At 65.8% G+C, this 15753-nt stretch carries 28 protein-coding genes; all 28 read left to right on the forward strand.

What is annotated here, in order from left to right:
* Nucleotides 1–408 precede the first annotated feature (408 nt).
* On the forward strand, nt 409–720 hold the full coding sequence (gene rpsJ, locus AB5T46_RS02225; protein WP_010341589.1) for a 30S ribosomal protein S10: 312 nt from the start codon (nt 409–411) through the stop codon (nt 718–720).
* A 10-nt stretch (nt 721–730) separates the two neighbouring features.
* On the forward strand, nt 731–1384 hold the full coding sequence (rplC, locus tag AB5T46_RS02230; RefSeq protein ID WP_370562193.1) for a 50S ribosomal protein L3: 654 nt from the start codon (nt 731–733) through the stop codon (nt 1382–1384).
* Nucleotides 1385–1396: 12 nt separating this feature from the next.
* Complete coding sequence (gene rplD / locus AB5T46_RS02235) at nt 1397–2017, forward strand: 50S ribosomal protein L4 (protein WP_370562194.1); 621 nt, start codon at nt 1397–1399, stop codon at nt 2015–2017.
* A 26-nt stretch (nt 2018–2043) separates the two neighbouring features.
* A complete protein-coding gene (gene rplW / locus AB5T46_RS02240) occupies nt 2044–2343 on the forward strand; it encodes a 50S ribosomal protein L23 (protein ID WP_370562433.1) in 300 nt (99 codons plus the stop codon).
* A 45-nt stretch (nt 2344–2388) separates the two neighbouring features.
* The gene (rplB, locus tag AB5T46_RS02245) at nt 2389–3216 is read left to right on the forward strand and encodes a 50S ribosomal protein L2 (RefSeq protein WP_149195994.1); all 828 of its coding nucleotides are present in this window, start codon (nt 2389–2391) and stop codon (nt 3214–3216) included.
* 6 nt (nt 3217–3222) lie between these two features.
* Nucleotides 3223–3489, forward strand: coding sequence for a 30S ribosomal protein S19 (gene rpsS, locus AB5T46_RS02250; protein ID WP_149195995.1), 267 nt, complete (start codon nt 3223–3225; stop codon nt 3487–3489).
* Nucleotides 3490–3502: 13 nt separating this feature from the next.
* Nucleotides 3503–3862 carry a 50S ribosomal protein L22 gene (gene rplV / locus AB5T46_RS02255; RefSeq protein WP_370562196.1) on the forward strand — a complete coding sequence of 120 codons (360 nt, stop codon included), beginning with the start codon at nt 3503–3505 and terminating at the stop codon, nt 3860–3862.
* 2 nt (nt 3863–3864) lie between these two features.
* Complete coding sequence (gene rpsC, locus AB5T46_RS02260; protein WP_370562197.1) at nt 3865–4605, forward strand: 30S ribosomal protein S3; 741 nt, start codon at nt 3865–3867, stop codon at nt 4603–4605.
* Between the two features lie 2 nt (nt 4606–4607).
* Nucleotides 4608–5021, forward strand: a complete 414-nt coding sequence (rplP, locus tag AB5T46_RS02265) for a 50S ribosomal protein L16 (protein WP_149195998.1) — start codon at nt 4608–4610, stop codon at nt 5019–5021.
* Nucleotides 5021–5209 carry a 50S ribosomal protein L29 gene (gene rpmC, locus AB5T46_RS02270; protein ID WP_370562198.1) on the forward strand — a complete coding sequence of 63 codons (189 nt, stop codon included), beginning with the start codon at nt 5021–5023 and terminating at the stop codon, nt 5207–5209. The genes rplP and rpmC overlap by 1 nt, the downstream gene beginning before the upstream one ends.
* A 12-nt stretch (nt 5210–5221) precedes the next feature.
* Nucleotides 5222–5488, forward strand: a complete 267-nt coding sequence (gene rpsQ / locus AB5T46_RS02275) for a 30S ribosomal protein S17 (protein ID WP_149196000.1) — start codon at nt 5222–5224, stop codon at nt 5486–5488.
* Nucleotides 5489–5504: 16 nt separating this feature from the next.
* Nucleotides 5505–5873: a 50S ribosomal protein L14 gene (gene rplN / locus AB5T46_RS02280; protein WP_149196001.1), complete on the forward strand. Its 369-nt coding sequence runs from the start codon at nt 5505–5507 to the stop codon at nt 5871–5873.
* 16 nt (nt 5874–5889) lie between these two features.
* On the forward strand, nt 5890–6204 hold the full coding sequence (gene rplX / locus AB5T46_RS02285; RefSeq protein WP_370562199.1) for a 50S ribosomal protein L24: 315 nt from the start codon (nt 5890–5892) through the stop codon (nt 6202–6204).
* A gap of 11 nt (nt 6205–6215) precedes the next feature.
* Complete coding sequence (rplE, locus tag AB5T46_RS02290; RefSeq protein WP_370562200.1) at nt 6216–6755, forward strand: 50S ribosomal protein L5; 540 nt, start codon at nt 6216–6218, stop codon at nt 6753–6755.
* A gap of 108 nt (nt 6756–6863) precedes the next feature.
* Nucleotides 6864–7169 carry a 30S ribosomal protein S14 gene (rpsN, locus tag AB5T46_RS02295; RefSeq protein ID WP_149196004.1) on the forward strand — a complete coding sequence of 102 codons (306 nt, stop codon included), beginning with the start codon at nt 6864–6866 and terminating at the stop codon, nt 7167–7169.
* 140 nt (nt 7170–7309) lie between these two features.
* On the forward strand, nt 7310–7705 hold the full coding sequence (gene rpsH / locus AB5T46_RS02300; protein ID WP_149196005.1) for a 30S ribosomal protein S8: 396 nt from the start codon (nt 7310–7312) through the stop codon (nt 7703–7705).
* 14 nt (nt 7706–7719) lie between these two features.
* Nucleotides 7720–8247, forward strand: coding sequence for a 50S ribosomal protein L6 (rplF, locus tag AB5T46_RS02305; RefSeq protein WP_370562201.1), 528 nt, complete (start codon nt 7720–7722; stop codon nt 8245–8247).
* A gap of 27 nt (nt 8248–8274) precedes the next feature.
* Entirely contained in the window at nt 8275–8628 is a 354-nt protein-coding gene (gene rplR / locus AB5T46_RS02310; protein ID WP_370562202.1) for a 50S ribosomal protein L18, read from the forward strand.
* Between the two features lie 273 nt (nt 8629–8901).
* Complete coding sequence (gene rpsE / locus AB5T46_RS02315; protein WP_370562203.1) at nt 8902–9435, forward strand: 30S ribosomal protein S5; 534 nt, start codon at nt 8902–8904, stop codon at nt 9433–9435.
* Entirely contained in the window at nt 9428–9625 is a 198-nt protein-coding gene (gene rpmD, locus AB5T46_RS02320; protein WP_149196008.1) for a 50S ribosomal protein L30, read from the forward strand. Before rpsE ends, rpmD begins: the two co-directional genes overlap by 8 nt.
* A 5-nt stretch (nt 9626–9630) precedes the next feature.
* Entirely contained in the window at nt 9631–10080 is a 450-nt protein-coding gene (gene rplO, locus AB5T46_RS02325; protein WP_370562204.1) for a 50S ribosomal protein L15, read from the forward strand.
* A 175-nt stretch (nt 10081–10255) separates the two neighbouring features.
* On the forward strand, nt 10256–11584 hold the full coding sequence (gene secY, locus AB5T46_RS02330) for a preprotein translocase subunit SecY (protein ID WP_370562434.1): 1329 nt from the start codon (nt 10256–10258) through the stop codon (nt 11582–11584).
* Nucleotides 11585–11984: 400 nt separating this feature from the next.
* On the forward strand, nt 11985–12341 hold the full coding sequence (gene rpsM / locus AB5T46_RS02335) for a 30S ribosomal protein S13 (protein WP_149196011.1): 357 nt from the start codon (nt 11985–11987) through the stop codon (nt 12339–12341).
* Nucleotides 12342–12353: 12 nt separating this feature from the next.
* A complete protein-coding gene (gene rpsK / locus AB5T46_RS02340) occupies nt 12354–12743 on the forward strand; it encodes a 30S ribosomal protein S11 (protein ID WP_149196012.1) in 390 nt (129 codons plus the stop codon).
* 14 nt (nt 12744–12757) lie between these two features.
* Nucleotides 12758–13390: a 30S ribosomal protein S4 gene (rpsD, locus tag AB5T46_RS02345; protein WP_370562206.1), complete on the forward strand. Its 633-nt coding sequence runs from the start codon at nt 12758–12760 to the stop codon at nt 13388–13390.
* 165 nt (nt 13391–13555) lie between these two features.
* Nucleotides 13556–14554, forward strand: coding sequence for a DNA-directed RNA polymerase subunit alpha (locus AB5T46_RS02350; protein WP_149196014.1), 999 nt, complete (start codon nt 13556–13558; stop codon nt 14552–14554).
* Nucleotides 14555–14729: 175 nt separating this feature from the next.
* Nucleotides 14730–15110: a 50S ribosomal protein L17 gene (gene rplQ / locus AB5T46_RS02355; protein WP_370562207.1), complete on the forward strand. Its 381-nt coding sequence runs from the start codon at nt 14730–14732 to the stop codon at nt 15108–15110.
* Between the two features lie 64 nt (nt 15111–15174).
* Nucleotides 15175–15681 carry a disulfide bond formation protein B gene (locus AB5T46_RS02360; RefSeq protein WP_370562208.1) on the forward strand — a complete coding sequence of 169 codons (507 nt, stop codon included), beginning with the start codon at nt 15175–15177 and terminating at the stop codon, nt 15679–15681.
* Nucleotides 15682–15753 lie beyond the last annotated feature (72 nt).

Here is a 15753-nt window from a genome sequence, read left to right on the forward strand (position 1 = left end):
GGGATCAGCTTGCCGATGCCGGATGCAACCCGGGTCCCCCGGAAAGCCGACCAGGGGTGTTGCATTCGCCCCGGTCGACTCCCTATAATGATCGACCACTTCGCGGATCGCCTTCGGACGATTCGCGAAACCGCGAAATGAGGCGCAGGAGGCACCTCGTTTTCGCCAGACAGGGAAAATGTCGCGCGGCAGCGCCCCCGCCGTCCCGAAGTGCTTCGGGACACTATCGGCAGGGGCATTTTGTCGCGCTTGCAGTTTTCCGTCTGGGCGGGCCATATCGGCCTGCCTTGTTTTTTGCAGGGATACTCCCGGTGCCGGCGGTTTCAGGTTCCGGAAAGTCATTGATTCCACGGGGTTTTGCGCACCCAGCCGCGAAACCTGTCGCTCTTTCAACCAAGGAATTCCGTCATGGCGGACCAAAAGATCCGGATCCGGCTGAAAGCGTTCGATCATCGCCTGATCGACCGTTCGGCCAGCGAGATCGTCGAAACGGCCAAGCGGACCGGCGCGCAGGTGCGCGGCCCGATCCCGCTGCCGACCAAGATCGAGCGCTACACCATTCTGGTGTCGCCGCACGTCGACAAGGACGCGCGCGACCAGTACGAGACCCGCACGCACAAGCGCGTGCTCGACATCGTCGACCCCAACGACAAGACCGTGGACGCGCTGATGAAGCTCGAGCTCGCGGCGGGCGTCGACGTACAGATCAAGCTGACCTGAGGCCGAGACCATGACCGCGAAGAAGTATTCGTTGGGAATCGTCGGCCGCAAGGCCGGCATGAGCCGGGTGTTCACCGAGGACGGCAAGTCCGTGCCGGTGACCCTGATCGAGGCGACCCCGAACCGCATCACCCAGGTGAAGACCACCGACAGCGATGGCTACAGTGCCGTCCAGGTGACCGTCGGCACCCGCCGCGCCGCGCTGCTGAACAAGCCGCAGGCCGGACACCTGGCCAAGGCCAAGGTGGAGCCGGGCCGTGGCCTGTGGGAGTTCCGCGTGGCGGACGACAGCATCGACGGCTTCGACGTCGGTGGCGAGATCAAGGCCGACATCTTCAGCGTCGGGCAGAAGGTCGACGTCCAGGGCGTGACCAAGGGCAAGGGCTTCCAGGGCACGATCAAGCGCTGGAACTTCAAGATGGGCGACGCCACCCACGGCAACTCGCTGTCGCATCGCTCGCCGGGCTCGATCGGCCAGCGGCAGACGCCGGGCCGCGTGTTTCCGGGCAAGAAGATGTCCGGCCACATGGGCGCCGTGAACCAGAGTACGCAGAACCTCGAAGTGGTCCGGGTCGACGCCGAGCGCGGCCTGATCGCGGTCCGGGGCGCGGTGCCGGGCGCGCCGGGCGGTGACGTCATCGTGCGTCCCGCGAGCAAGGGATAAGAGGAGACCACGATGGAACTCGCCATCAGTGCAAGCAATGGGAAGGCCGGCAAGGAGACGCTGTCGGTTTCCGACGCCGTGTTCGACCGCGAATTCAGCCGTGACCTGGTCCATCAGGTCGTCGTCGCCTACCGCAACGCGGGTCGCGCCGGCACCAAGGCGCAGAAGACGCGTTCGGAAGTCAGCGGCACCACCAAGAAGTCGAAGCGCCAGAAGGGCGGTGGCGCCCGCCACGGCGCGCTGACCGCGCCGATCTTCGTCGGCGGCGGCGTGACCTTCGCGGCCAAGCCGCGCAGCTTCGAGCAGAAGATCAACCGCAAGATGTACCGCGCCGCGATGGCCGCGATCCTGTCGGAGCTCAACCGACAGGGCCGCCTGAAGGTCGTCGATGCGTTCGACGTCGAGGTGACCAAAACAAGCGGCCTGGTGGCCAAGCTCAAGGAATCCGAGGTCGGCCAGCGTCCGCTGATCGTCACCGAGGAGGCTTCCGAGCACCTGTACCTGTCCGCGCGCAACCTGCCGTACGTGCAGGTCCGCGACGTGCAGGGCCTGGACCCGGTGGCGCTGGTGTCGGCCGACACCGTGCTGATCACCGCCGATGCGGTGAAGAAGATCGAGGAGTGGCTGGCATGAACGGCACCCAATCCGGCGCGAGCAACATGGCCGCGAGCAAGCTCTACGAAGTGATCCGCGCCCCGCGCGTGTCCGAGAAGACCGCGCGCCTGCAGGAAGTCTCCAACCAATACGCGTTCGAAGTGGCCAAGGACGCGACCAAGGCCGACATCAAGGCCGCGGTGGAGAAGCTTTTCGACGTCAAGGTCGAGGCGGTCAACGTGGTCAACGTGAAGGGCAAGAACAAGTCCTTCCGTTTCCGCAGCGGCCGTCGCGGCGACTGGCGCAAGGCGTACGTGACGCTGGCCGACGGCCAGTCGATCGACGTGATGACGGCCAAGGTCTGACGAAGTTCTGACCCGTCAGGACTTCAATAAGAGGATTCCATTCCCATGGCATTGATGAAATTCAAGCCCACTTCCCCCGGCCGCCGTTCCGCGGTCCGCGTGGTGACGCCCGAGCTCCACAAGGGCGCCCCGCACGCGGCGTTGGTCGAGAAGCAGGGCAAGACCGGTGGCCGCAACCACCACGGCCGCATCACCACGCGCCACATCGGCGGCGGTCACAAGCAGCACTACCGCATCATCGACTTCAAGCGCGGCAAGGAAGGCATTCCGGCGCGGGTGGAGCGGATCGAATACGATCCCAACCGCACCGCCCATATCGCCCTGCTGTGCTACGTCGACGGCGAGCGCCGCTACATCATCGCGCCGAAGGGCCTGAAGGCCGGCGACCAGGTGATCGCGGGCGCGGACGCGCCGATCAAGACCGGCAACACGCTGCCGCTGCGCAACATCCCGGTCGGCTCGACGGTGCACTGCATCGAGATGAAGCCGGGCAAGGGTGCGCAGATCGCGCGCGCCGCCGGCGCCTCGGTGCAGCTGGTCGCGCGCGAGCAGGGCTACGCGACGCTGCGCCTGCGCTCGGGCGAGATGCGCCGGGTGCCGGCCGAGTGCCGCGCGACCATCGGCGAGGTCGGCAACGTCGAGCACAACCTGGAGAAGCTGGGCAAGGCAGGCGCCAAGCGCTGGCGCGGCATCAAGCCGACCGTTCGCGGCGCGGCGATGAACCCGGTCGACCATCCGCACGGTGGCGGCGAAGCCCGCGCCGGCCAGGGTAACCCGCATCCGGTCACGCCCTGGGGCGTGCCGACCAAGGGTTACAAGACCCGCAAGAACAAGCGCACGCAGCAGTTCATCGTGCGCGATCGCAGGAGCTAATCGGCCATGGCACGTTCACTGAAGAAAGGCCCGTTCGTCGATCATCATCTGATCAAGAAGATCGAGACCGCGGGCACCAGCAAGCGACCGATCAAGACCTGGTCGCGCCGCTCGATGATCCTGCCGGAGATGGTGGGCTATACCATCGCCGTGCACAACGGCAGGAACCACATCCCGGTGCTGGTCAACGAGAACATGGTCGGCCACAAGCTCGGCGAGTTCGCCCTGACCCGTACGTTCAAGGGTCACAGCGGCGACAAGAAGTCGCGTTAAGGAGATGACGACCATGAGCAACGAAAATGGCGCCAAGGCGGTCCTGCGTACCGCGCGCATCTCCCCGCAGAAGGCCCGCCTGGTCGCCGATCAGGTGCGCGGGCTGTCGGCCGAGCGCGCCGTCAACCTGTTGAAGTTCTCGGACAAGAAGGCCGCGCACATGATCCGCAAGGTGGTCGAGTCCGCGATCGCCAACGCCGAGAACAACCGTGGCGCCGACGTCGACGAGCTTTCGGTCACCACCATCATGGTCGACGAGGGCCCGACGCTGAAGCGCTTCATGGCGCGCGCCAAGGGCCGCGGCACGCGCATCCTCAAGCGCACCAGCCACATCACCGTGGTGGTGGGCGAATCCTCCGGAAAGGGCAAGTAACCATGGGTCATAAAGTTCATCCCACCGGCATTCGCCTCGGCATCGCCAAGGACTGGAACTCCAAGTGGTATGCCGGCAAGAAGGAATACGCCGACTACCTGGTCGCCGACCTCAAGGTTCGCGAGATGCTGCGCAAGAAGCTGGCGCAGGCAGGGATCAGCAAGATCCTGATCGAGCGTCCCAACAAGACCGCGCGCGTCACCATCCACACCGCCCGCCCGGGCGTGGTGATCGGCAAGCGCGGCGAGGACATTGAGAAGCTGCGCAAGGAAGTCAGCGACATGATGGGCGTGCCGGCGCACATCAACGTCACCGAGGTGCGCAAGCCGGAGCTCGACGCGCAGCTGGTCGCCGAGTCGATCGCGCAGCAGCTCGAGCGCCGCATCATGTTCCGCCGCGCGATGAAGCGCGCGGTCGGCAACGCGATGCGCCTGGGCGCGCTGGGCATCAAGGTCAACGTCGCCGGCCGCCTCAACGGCGCCGAGATCGCGCGTTCGGAGTGGTACCGCGAAGGCCGCGTGCCGCTGCATACGCTGCGCGCCGATGTCGACTACGGTTTCGCCGAGGCCAAGACCACCTACGGCATCATCGGTATCAAGACCTGGATCTACAAGGGTGAGATTTTCGACTTCAGCCAGGTAGGCCAGGAGAAGCAGGACGATTCGCCGCGTGGCGATCGCGGCGAGCGCAACGAGCGCCCGCGCGGTCCGCGCCGCGATCGTGATCGCGAGGCGAGGGACTAATCATGCTGCAACCGAAGCGAACCAAGTACCGCAAGCAACACAAGGGCCGCAACGACGGTCTGTCCTGGAACGGCAATCTCGTCAGCTTCGGCGAGTACGGCCTGAAGGCGACGCAGACCGGGCAGCTGACCGCGCGCCAGATCGAGGCCGGCCGCCGCAGCATCAGCCGTCACGTCAAGCGCGGCGGCAAGATGTGGATCCGCGTGTTTCCCGACAAGCCGATCACCAAGAAGCCGATCGAAGTGCGCATGGGCTCGGGCAAGGGCAACGTGGAGTTCTGGGTGGCCCAGATACAGCCCGGCCGCATGATCTATGAGATCGAGGGCATCGACGAGGCGACCGCGCGCGAGGCGTTCCGCCTGGCCGCCGCCAAGCTTTCGGTCACCACCCAATTCGTGACCCGGACGGTACGCTGATGGCTACGATCAAGGAACTCCGCGAGAAGTCGGCCGACGACCTCGAGACCCACCTGGTGGACCTGCACAAGGAGCAGTTCTCGCTGCGCATGCAGAAGGCCACCGGTCAGCTCGCCAAGACCCACGATGCCCGCCGGGTGCGCCGCGAGATCGCGCGCGTCAACACCCTGCTCGGTCAGACGAAGTAAGGAATGGCCGCCATGAGCGAAAACACAGAAAAGAAGCTGCGCACGGTCGAAGGCCGCGTCGTCAGCAACAAGATGGACAAGACCGTGACGGTGCTCGTCGAGCGTCAGGTCAAGCACGCGCTGTACGGCAAGTACATCCGTCGCTCGACCAAGCTGCACGCCCACGACGCCGACAACTCCTGCAACGAGGGCGATATGGTCCGCGTGGTGGAGATCGCGCCGATGTCCAAGACCAAGAACTGGCGCGTGGTCGAAGTCGTCACGCGTGCGGCCGAATAACTGAGGAGCGCCGACCATGATCCAGATGCAAAGCCACCTCGACGTGGCCGACAACTCCGGCGCCAAGGAAGTGATGTGCATCAAGGTGCTCGGCGGCTCCAAGCGCCGGTACGCCCACATCGGCGACATCATCAAGGTGTCGATCAAGGACGCCATCCCGCGCGGCAAGGTCAAGAAGGGCGAGGTCTACAATGCCGTGGTCGTGCGCACCCGCAAGGGTGTGCGTCGTCCGGACGGTTCGCTGATCCGCTTCGACGGCAACGCCGCGGTGCTGCTGAACAACAAGCACGAGCCGATCGGCACCCGCATCTTCGGGCCCGTGACCCGCGAGCTGCGTTCCGAGAAGTTCATGAAGATCGTCTCGCTCGCACCCGAAGTGCTGTGAGCGGAGGAAGCTGAAGATGAATCGAATCAAGAAGGGCGACCAGGTCATCGTGGTCGCCGGCAAGGACAAGGGCAAGAAGGGCGACGTGGTGCGTGTGCTCGGCGACAAGGTCGTCGTGTCGAACGTCAACGTCATCAAGCGCCATACCAAGCCCAACCCCCAGGCCAACCAGCCCGGCGGGGTGATCGAGCGCGAGGCGCCGATCCATGTGTCCAACGTGATGCCGTTCAATCCTGCCTCCGGCAAGGGCGAGCGCATCGGTACCAAGGTGCTGGAGGATGGACGCCGGATCCGGGTGTTCCGCTCCAGCGGTGAGGCGCTCGACGCCTGAGGAATGCAGAAATGACCCGTTTGGAACAGTTCTACAAGGATGAAGTGGTGCCGAAGCTGATGAAGCAGTTCGGCTACACCAATCCGATGCAGGTGCCGAAAGTGGACAAGATCACGCTCAACATGGGCGTGGGCGAGGCCGCGGCCAACAAGAAGATCCTCGAGAACGCGACCGCCGACATGGCGAAGATCGCCGGCCAGAAGCCGCAGATCACCAAGTCGCGGGTCTCGGTGGCGTCGTTCAAGATCCGCGACGGCTGGCCGATCGGCTGCAAGGTGACCTTGCGTCGCAGCCGGATGTACGAGTTCCTCGACCGCCTGGTCAACGTCTCGCTGCCGCGCGTGCGCGACTTCCGCGGTGTCTCGGCGCGTTCGTTCGACGGCCGTGGCAACTACAACATGGGCGTGAAGGAGCAGATCATCTTCCCGGAGATCGACTACGACCAGGTCGACGCGATCCGCGGCATGGATATCGCCATCACCACCACCGCGAAGACGGATGCAGAGGCCAAGGCGCTGCTCGAGGCGTTCCGCTTCCCGTTCCGCAATTGAAAGCCGGGATTGGGAATTCGAGATTCGGGATTCGCAAAAGCTGAAAAGTCCCAGCGATCCCGCACTTACGAATCCCTAATCCCTAATCCCTAATCCCGAGGTAAAAAAATGGCTAAGACCTCCATGGTCAACCGCGAGATCAAGCGGGCCAAGCTGGTGAAGAAGCACGCCGCCAAGCGCGACGCGCTGAAGAAGATCATCAGCAGCGAATCGGCGAGCTACGAGGAGAAGATGGACGCCGCGGTCAAGCTGCAGAAGCTGCCGCGCGATTCCTCGCCGGCGCGCCAGACCACGCGTTGCGCCCTGACCGGCCGCCCGCGCGCCGTGTACAGCAAGTTCGGCCTGGGCCGCAACAAGCTGCGCGAGGCGACCATGCGCGGCGACGTCCCGGGCCTGCGCAAGGCCTCCTGGTAAAAAATGCCGTGATTCGTGAAGCGTGATTCGCAGAAGCGCCCGCTGTTGCTCCTTCGAGTCACCAATTCCGAATCACCAATCCCGGCTCTCAAACGAATTCGCAATCCCGCGGATATCGGTGCACTCAAAGGTAACAATCAATGAGCATGACTGATCCCATCGCCGACATGCTGGTCCGCATTCGAAATGCGGCCGCCGTCGGCAAGCCGTCGGTGAAGATGCCGTCGTCCAAGACCAAGACGGCGATCGCCAAGGTGCTGAAGGACGAGGGTTACATCGGCGAGTGGCGCGTGACCGAGAACGGCGCAAAGGCCGAACTCGAAATCGAGCTGAAGTACTACGAAGGCCGTCCGGTGATCGAGAACCTCAAGCGCGTTTCGCGCTCTGGCCTGCGCCAGTACCGCGGCAAGGACGAGCTGCCCAAGGTCCTGAACGGCCTCGGCATCGCCATCATTTCCACCTCCAAGGGCATCATGACCGACACGCAGGCGCGCCAGCAGGGCGTCGGCGGTGAAGTCCTGTGCTTCGTGGCCTAAGGGAGAACGCCCCAATGTCTCGCGTCGCCAAGAAGCCGATCGCCCTGCCGAAGGGCGTCGAACTGAACATCCAGGCCGATACGGTCAGCGTCAAGGGCGCGAAGGGCACGCTGTCGATCGCGCGTCCGGAAGGCGTCGACATCAAGGTCGAGGACGGCACCGCGGTGCTGGCCCCCTCCGATCCGTCGCGCATGGCCATCACCGGCACCCTGCGCGCGATCCTGGCCAACATGGTCAAGGGCGTGTCGGAAGGCTTTGAGCGCAAGCTCGAGCTGGTCGGCGTCGGCTATCGCGCCTCGATGCAGGGCAAGGACCTGAACCTGTCGCTCGGCTTTTCGCATCCGGTGGTGTTCACCGTGCCGGAGGGCATCAGCATCGTCACGCCGACCCAGACCGAGATCGTGGTCAGCGGCGCCGACAAGCAGCGCGTCGGCCAGGTCGCCGCGAAGATCCGCGGCTATCGCCCGCCGGAGCCCTACAAGGGCAAGGGCGTGAAGTACGCCGGCGAAAACATCATCCGCAAAGAGGCCAAGAAGGCGTAGTTCGTCGATCCGCCTCGGAGAAAGACCATGGAAAAGAAGATCGCCCGCCTGCGCCGTGCCAAGTCGACCCGCGCGCGCATCCGCGAAGTCGGCACGCCGCGCCTGTCGGTGCTGCGGACCGGCCAGCACGTGTACGCGCAGCTGTTCAGCGCGGACGGCTCCAAGGTGCTGGCCTCGGCCAGCACCACCCAGGCCGACGTGCGCGACGGCCTGAAGAGCAACAAGAACATCGAGGCCGCCGCCAAGGTCGGCCGCGCCATCGCCGAGAAGGCCAGGGCGGCCGGTGTCGAGAAGGTCGCCTTCGACCGCTCGGGCTACCGCTATCACGGCCGGATCAAGGCGCTGGCCGAGGCCGCGCGCGAGGGCGGGTTGCAGTTCTGACATCGGCGGGCCTTGGCCCGCCACTCCGGTTCGAGAGGAGGCTGCCGTCCTTGGCGTACCATTGGCGGCTTCGGATCGTCCGGCCCGATGCTCCATGGCCGGGCGTTCGCCAAGGTGGCGTGGCAGTGCCGCGCCGGGCTTGCCTGGAGTCACCCTGCCGATGCGGGCTGCATCGGGCGCAACGACGATTTGTCCGTCGCTGCGAAACACCCGCATCACACCACAACGATAAGCGGCCACGCCGCAAATTTCCTCAACTACCGAGATATGGCAATGGCAGAACAACGTGAATCCCGGGGGCGCAATCGCGACCGCGAGGAGATGGACGACGGCATGGTCGAGAAGCTGATCGCGGTCAACCGCGTCAGCAAGACCGTCAAGGGCGGCCGCCAGTTCACCTTCACCGCGCTGACGGTGGTGGGCGACGGCAACGGCAAGGTCGGCTTCGGCTACGGCAAGGCGCGCGAAGTGCCGGTCGCGATCCAGAAGTCGATGGAGTACGCCCGCAAGAACATGAGCAGCGTCGAGCTCAACGGCGGGACCCTGTGGCACACGGTCAAGGCCGGCCACGGCGCCGCGCGCGTGTTCATGCAGCCCGCGTCCGAGGGTACCGGCGTGATCGCCGGCGGCGCCATGCGCGCCGTGCTCGAGGCGGTCGGCGTGAAGGACGTGCTGGCCAAGGCGGTCGGTTCGCGCAATCCCATCAACCTGGTCCGCGCCACGGTCCGGGGCCTGGAGGGGATGCACTCGCCGGGCAAGATCGCGGCCAAGCGCGGCAAGAAGGTGGAGGACGTTCTCCATGGCTAAGCAGGAATCCGGCGGCGGCACCGTCAAGGTGCGCCTGGTCAAGGGCTTGCGCGGAACCCAGGCGCGTCATCGCCTGTCTGTGAAGGCTCTGGGCCTCAACAAGCTCAACGATGTCCGCGAACTGAAGGACAGCCCGCAGGTGCGCGGCCTGATCAACAAGGTCCATTACCTGGTCCGGGTCGAGGAGTAACGAACATGCGTATGAATACACTCAAGCCGGCCGACGGCGCCCGCGAAGACCGCAAGCGCGTCGGCCGCGGCATCGGTTCCGGCCTCGGCAAGACCGCCGGCCGCGGCCACAAGGGTTCGTTCGCGCGCTCGGGCAAGGGCAAGATCAAGGCTGGCTTCGAAGGCGGCCAGATGCCGATGCACATGCGGCTGCCGAAGGTCGGCTTCCGCTCGAAGCTGAAGAACGACACCGCCGAAGTGATGCTCTACAACCTGGACAGGCTGGAGGGCGAGATCGATTTCGCCGCGTTGCGCGCCGCGAAGCTGGTGCCGCGCACCGCCAAGCGCGCCAAGATCGTCAAGAAGGGCGAGATCTCGAAGCCGCTCGTGCTCAAGGGCGTGCTGGCCACGGCCGGTGCGCGCGCGGCGATCGAGGCCGCCGGCGGCAAGGTCGAGGGTGAGCCGGCACGCGCTTAGCGCGGCATTGCCGCGCTGTGCTGGCGAACGCCCGGCCAAGGATGGCCGGGCCGGGCAATCCGGAGCCCACAAGGCTGCGCCATGGATGGCAGCCGTCGTCGTTCGAGTGAAGGGTTGATAAGCGTGCGGATAGATCGTCATATCGGAGTACCCAATGTCACGCAGCGGTAGCGCAATGGGCGGGATGGGCGCGGGCCTCGGCAAGTTCACCGAGCTGCGCCAGCGGCTGCTGTTCGTGCTCGGTGCGCTGCTGGTCTACCGCATCGGCTGCTACATCCCGGTTCCGGGCGTCAATCCGGAAGCGATGCTGCGGCTGATGGAGCAGCAGCAGGGCACCATCGTCGACATGTTCAACATGTTCTCCGGCGGTGCGCTGGAGCGCTTCAGCCTGTTCGCGCTGAACGTGATCCCGTACATCTCGGCGTCGATCGTCATGCAGCTGATGGTGCAGATCGTGCCGAGCCTGAAGGCGATCCAGAAAGAGGGCGAGTCCGGGCGCCGCAAGATCACCCAGTGGTCGCGCATCGGCGCGATCCCGCTGGCGATCTTCCAGTCCGCGGGCATCGCCGTGGCGCTGCAGGGCTCGGGCGCCAGCAACGGCATCCAGGTGGTGTACGCGCCGGGGATGGGCTTCGTGCTGACCGCGATCGTCGCGCTCACCGCCGGCACCATGTTCCTGGTGTGGCTGGGCGAGCAGGTGACCGAGCGCGGCGTCGGCAACGGCGTGTCGCTGATCATCTTCGCCGGCATCGTCTCCGGGCTGCCGAGCGCGATCTTCAGCACGCTGGAGCAGGCGCGCAACGGCGACATCAGCCCGATCTCGGTGATCATGATCGGGGTCATCGTGCTGGCCTTCATCTTCTTCGTGGTGTTCATCGAGCGCGGGCAGCGCCGGATCACGGTCAACTACGCGCGCCGCCAGGGCGGCCGCAACGCGTACATGAACCAGACCTCGTTCCTGCCGCTGAAGCTGAACATGGCCGGCGTGATTCCGGCGATCTTCGCCTCGTCGATCATCATGTTCCCGGCCACGATCTCGACCTGGTTCGGCCAGGCGGGTTCGGCCCTGTGGCTGCAGCGGGCGGCGCAGGCGCTGTCGCCGGGCGAGCCCCTGTACATCCTGCTCTACGGCGGCCTGATCGCCGGCTTCGCCTTCTTCTACACGGCGCTGGTGTTCAACAGCCAGGAGACCGCGGACAACCTGAAGAAGTCGGGCGCCCTGATCCCGGGCATCCGGCCGGGCAAGGCCACCGCGGACTACGTCGACAGCGTGCTCACGCGGCTGACCGCGGCCGGTGCGCTGTACCTGGTGATCGTGTGCCTGCTGCCCGAGTTCATGCGCGCGCAGCTGAGTACCTCGTTCTACTTCGGCGGCACCTCGCTGCTGATCGTGGTGATCGTGGTGATGGACTTCATCGCGCAGATCCAGGCGCACCTGATGTCGCACCAGTACGAGAGCCTGCTGAAGAAGGCGAATCTGAAGGGGGGAGCGCGGGCACGCTAGCGCGGCACTGCCGCGCTGCCCGCGCGAGCGCCCGGCCATGGATGGCCGGGCCGGACGACACGCAAGCCGGTGCGGTTGCGCCAATGGAAGGCCGCTGGAAATTGATACCCCGTCCCTGGCAACAGCGCAGGGAGGGGAGATGGGCGACCTGTGCGGCGGTCTCGCGCGCAGGTGGGCCGTCGCCGGTCTTCCGCTTGAGTGGCGGAGGCGGCCGGAGCCGGGGTTTCCCGGATCCGGTACAGCGGCGGCCCTTCGCCGGAGCATGGGCACACTCCCCATGCCGGAGTCCTGGATGGTTCGCCATCCGGGGCTTCCCGAAAACCCGAGGCCTTGCTATAATTTCTTGTTCACTCCGCCGGATTCCAGTGATCCGGCCGCCAAACCAGTTGGAGATCGCCTCATGGCGCGTATCGCAGGCGTCAACCTGCCTGCCCAGAAGCATGTCTGGGTCGGGCTGCAAAGCATCTACGGCATCGGCCGTACCCGTTCCAAGCAGGTCTGCCAAGCGGCCGGCGTCGAGGTTTCGACCCGGATCGTCGACCTGTCCGAGCCGGAAGTCGAGCGCCTGCGCGCCGAGGTCGGCAAGCTGGTGGTCGAGGGCGATCTGCGTCGCGAGGTCGGCATGTCGATCAAGCGCCTGATGGACCTGGGCAGCTACCGTGGCCTGCGCCACCGCCGCGGCCTGCCGCTGCGCGGCCAGCGCACCCGCACCAACGCGCGCACCCGCAAGGGCCCGCGCAAGCCGATCCGGAAGTAAGGGGACAACGCTATGGCCAAGCCGGCTGCCAAGACCAAGAAGAAGATCAAGCGCGTCGTCACGGACGGCATCGCCCATGTGCACGCTTCGTTCAACAACACCATCATCACGATCACCGATCGCCAGGGCAACGCGTTGTCGTGGGCGACCTCCGGCGGCGCGGGTTTCCGCGGCTCCCGCAAGTCGACCCCGTTCGCGGCGCAGGTTGCCGCCGAGAAGGCCGGCAAGGTCGCGCTGGACTACGGCGTGAAGTCGCTGGAAGTGCGGATCAAGGGCCCGGGTCCGGGCCGCGAGTCGGCGGTGCGTTCGTTGAACAACGTCGGCTACAAGATCACCAACATCATCGACGTGACGCCGATCCCGCACAACGGGTGCCGGCCTCCCAAAAAGCGTCGCGTCTGAGGAGCTGAGAAGATATGGCTCGTTATATCGGTCCCACCTGTAAGCTCGCCCGCCGCGAAGGCGCCGACCTGTCGCTGAAGAGCCCGACGCGCGCGTTGGACTCCAAGTGCAAGCTGGAGCAGAAGCCCGGCCAGCACGGCGCCACCAACACGCGCCGCAGCAAGCTGTCCGACTACGCCACCCAGCTGCGCGAGAAGCAGAAGGTCAAGCGCATCTACGGCCTGCTGGAGCGCCAGTTCCGCAACTATTACAAGAAGGCCTCGACCAAGAAGGGCAACACCGGCGAGAACCTGCTGCAGTTGCTGGAAACCCGCCTCGACAACGTCGTCTATCGCATGGGCTTCGCGGTGACCCGCCCGGCCGCGCGCCAGCTGGTCTCGCACCGTGGCGTCACCGTCAACGGCAAGCCGGTCAACCTGCCGTCCTATCAGGTCCAGGCTGGCGACGCGATCGCCCTGTCCGAGCGTGCGCAGAAGCAGATGCGCGTGCAGGAGGCGCTTGACGTCTCGTCGCAGATGGACCTGTCGCCGGGCTGGGTCGAGGTCGACGCCAAGAAGTTCGCCGGCGTGTTCAAGTCGGTGCCGGATCGCGGCGACCTGCCGTCAGACATCAACGAAGCGCTGATCGTCGAGCTGTATTCGAAGTAAGGCCGGAAGGGCGCTCGCAGCCGGTCTGCCGGCCCCGATCGCGTCCTTTCGCAACCCCCGCCAGCGCGCGCAGTCGCGCGCTGGGCTCCCCCGGTTCCAAGGGGGCTCCAAACGCGCCACGGCCTCGCGCCCCCACGCGACGGCATTTGAGGAGAAGCCAAGAAAATGACGGTTACTGCCAACCAGGTCCTGCGCCCGCGCGCTCCGCAGATCGAGCGTCTCGCCGGCAATCGCGCCAAGGTCGTGATCGAGCCCCTGGAGCGCGGCTACGGGCATACGCTCGGCAACGCGCTGCGCCGCGTGCTGCTGTCGTCGATTCCGGGCTTCGCGATCACCGAGGTCGAGATCGACGGCGTGCTGCACGAGTACAGTGCCCTCGAGGGCCTGCAGGAAGACGTGCTCGAGGTGCTGCTGAACCTGAAGGATGTCGCCATCCGCATGGGCACCGGCGAGTCCTCGACCCTGTCGCTGGCCAAGTCCGGCCCGGGCACGGTCACCGCTGCGGACATCAAGACCGACCACAACGTCGAGATCCTCAACGGCGACCATGTGATCTGCACCCTCACCAAGGATGCATCGGTCAACATGCGCCTGAAGATCGAGCGCGGATTCGGCTACCAGCCGGCCGCCGCGCGCCGTCGTCCGGACGAGGAGACCCGCGCCATCGGCCGGCTGATGCTGGACGCGTCGTTCTCGCCGGTGCGCCGCGTCGCCTACGAGGTCGAGGCCGCCCGCGTCGAGCAGCGCACCGACCTCGACAAGCTGGTCCTGGACATCGAGACCAACGGCACGATCGACGCCGAGGAGGCCGTGCGCACCGCCGCCGACATCCTCACCGACCAGCTGTCGGTGTTCGGCGACTTCACCAACCGCGACCGCGGCGCTGCCAAGCAGCAGACCGCCGGCGTGGATCCGCTGCTGCTGCGTCCGATCGACGATCTCGAGCTGACCGTGCGCTCGGCCAACTGCCTCAAGGCCGAGAGCATCTACTACATCGGCGACCTGATCCAGAAGACAGAGGTCGAGCTGCTCAAGACCCCGAATCTCGGCAAGAAGTCGCTGACCGAGATCAAGGAAGTGCTGGCCCAGCGCGGGCTGTCGCTCGGCATGAAGCTGGAGAACTGGCCGCCGGCCGGCGTCTCCCAGCACGGGATGCTTGGGTGAGCGACCGCGCTTAGCCGATGCCCTATCGGCATCGGCTGCGGTCGCGAACGCCCGGCCATGGATGGCCGGGCAGGACGATCCGAAGCCAGTTTCGCTCCGCCATGGATGGCAGGCATAGAATTCGAGAGGCGCGCGTTGGGCGTCGCCATCCGAGACAAATTCAGGAATCACGACCATGCGCCACCAGAAAGCCGGACGCAAATTCAACCGCACCAGCGCCCATCGCGAAGCGATGTTCCGCAACATGGCGGCGTCCCTGTTCAAGCACGAGATGATCCGCACCACGCTGCCGAAGGCCAAGGAGCTGCGTCGCGTCGCCGAGCCGCTGATCACCATCAGCAAGAACGACGGCGTCGCCAACCGGCGGCTGGCGTTCGCCCGGCTGCGCGACAAGGAAGCGGTCGGCAAGCTGTTCGTCGAGCTGGGACCGCGCTACCGCGCGCGTCCGGGTGGGTACCTGCGCATCCTCAAGTGCGGTTTCCGCGATGGCGACAACGCGCCGATGGCCTACGTCGAGCTGGTCGACCGTCCGCAGGCGGCCACGGACGCCGAGTAAGCCGGACACAATGTTCCTTGCATGACCCCGGCCTCCGTGCCGGGGTTTTTGCTATCTTGCGCCGATGCAATCCAACCCCTTCCGCTGGTCCTTCCGTGCGCAGTTCCTGGCCGGCGCCGCGATCTGCGCGGCGCTGATCGGCTTCGCGATCTTCTCGCAACTGCAATGGGGACTGGAGCCGTGCCCGCTGTGCATCTTCCAGCGCATCGCGTTCGCAGGGCTCGGCGCCGTGCTGTTGCTCGGGGCGCTGCATGCGCCGCGCGGCAGGGCGGGCAGGGGCGCATACGGCGTGCTCGGATTCGTAGCGGCCGCGGTCGGGATCGGCATCGCCGGGCGCCATACCTGGATGCAGCTGTTCCCGCCGGAGATCCCGGCGTGCGGCCCGCCGCTGGATTTCCTGCGCGAGACCATGTCGACCACCAGCCTGATCCGCAAGGTGCTGACCGGCACCGGTGACTGCGGCAACGTCGACTGGACCTTCCTGGGCCTGTCGATGCCCGCCTGGAGCCTGGTCTGGTTCGTCCTGCTCGGTGCATGGGCGCTGTACGCCGGTTTCCGCCGTCGCGCCTGAACCGCTCCGGCGACGGTTGCAGACGAAATTGACGCGGTGCAGCAGTCTGGCATGATGATCGGCCAAGACTGG

This window comes from Luteimonas salinilitoris (assembly GCF_041300785.1).
Taxonomy (GTDB): Bacteria; Pseudomonadota; Gammaproteobacteria; order Xanthomonadales; family Xanthomonadaceae; genus Luteimonas; species Luteimonas salinilitoris.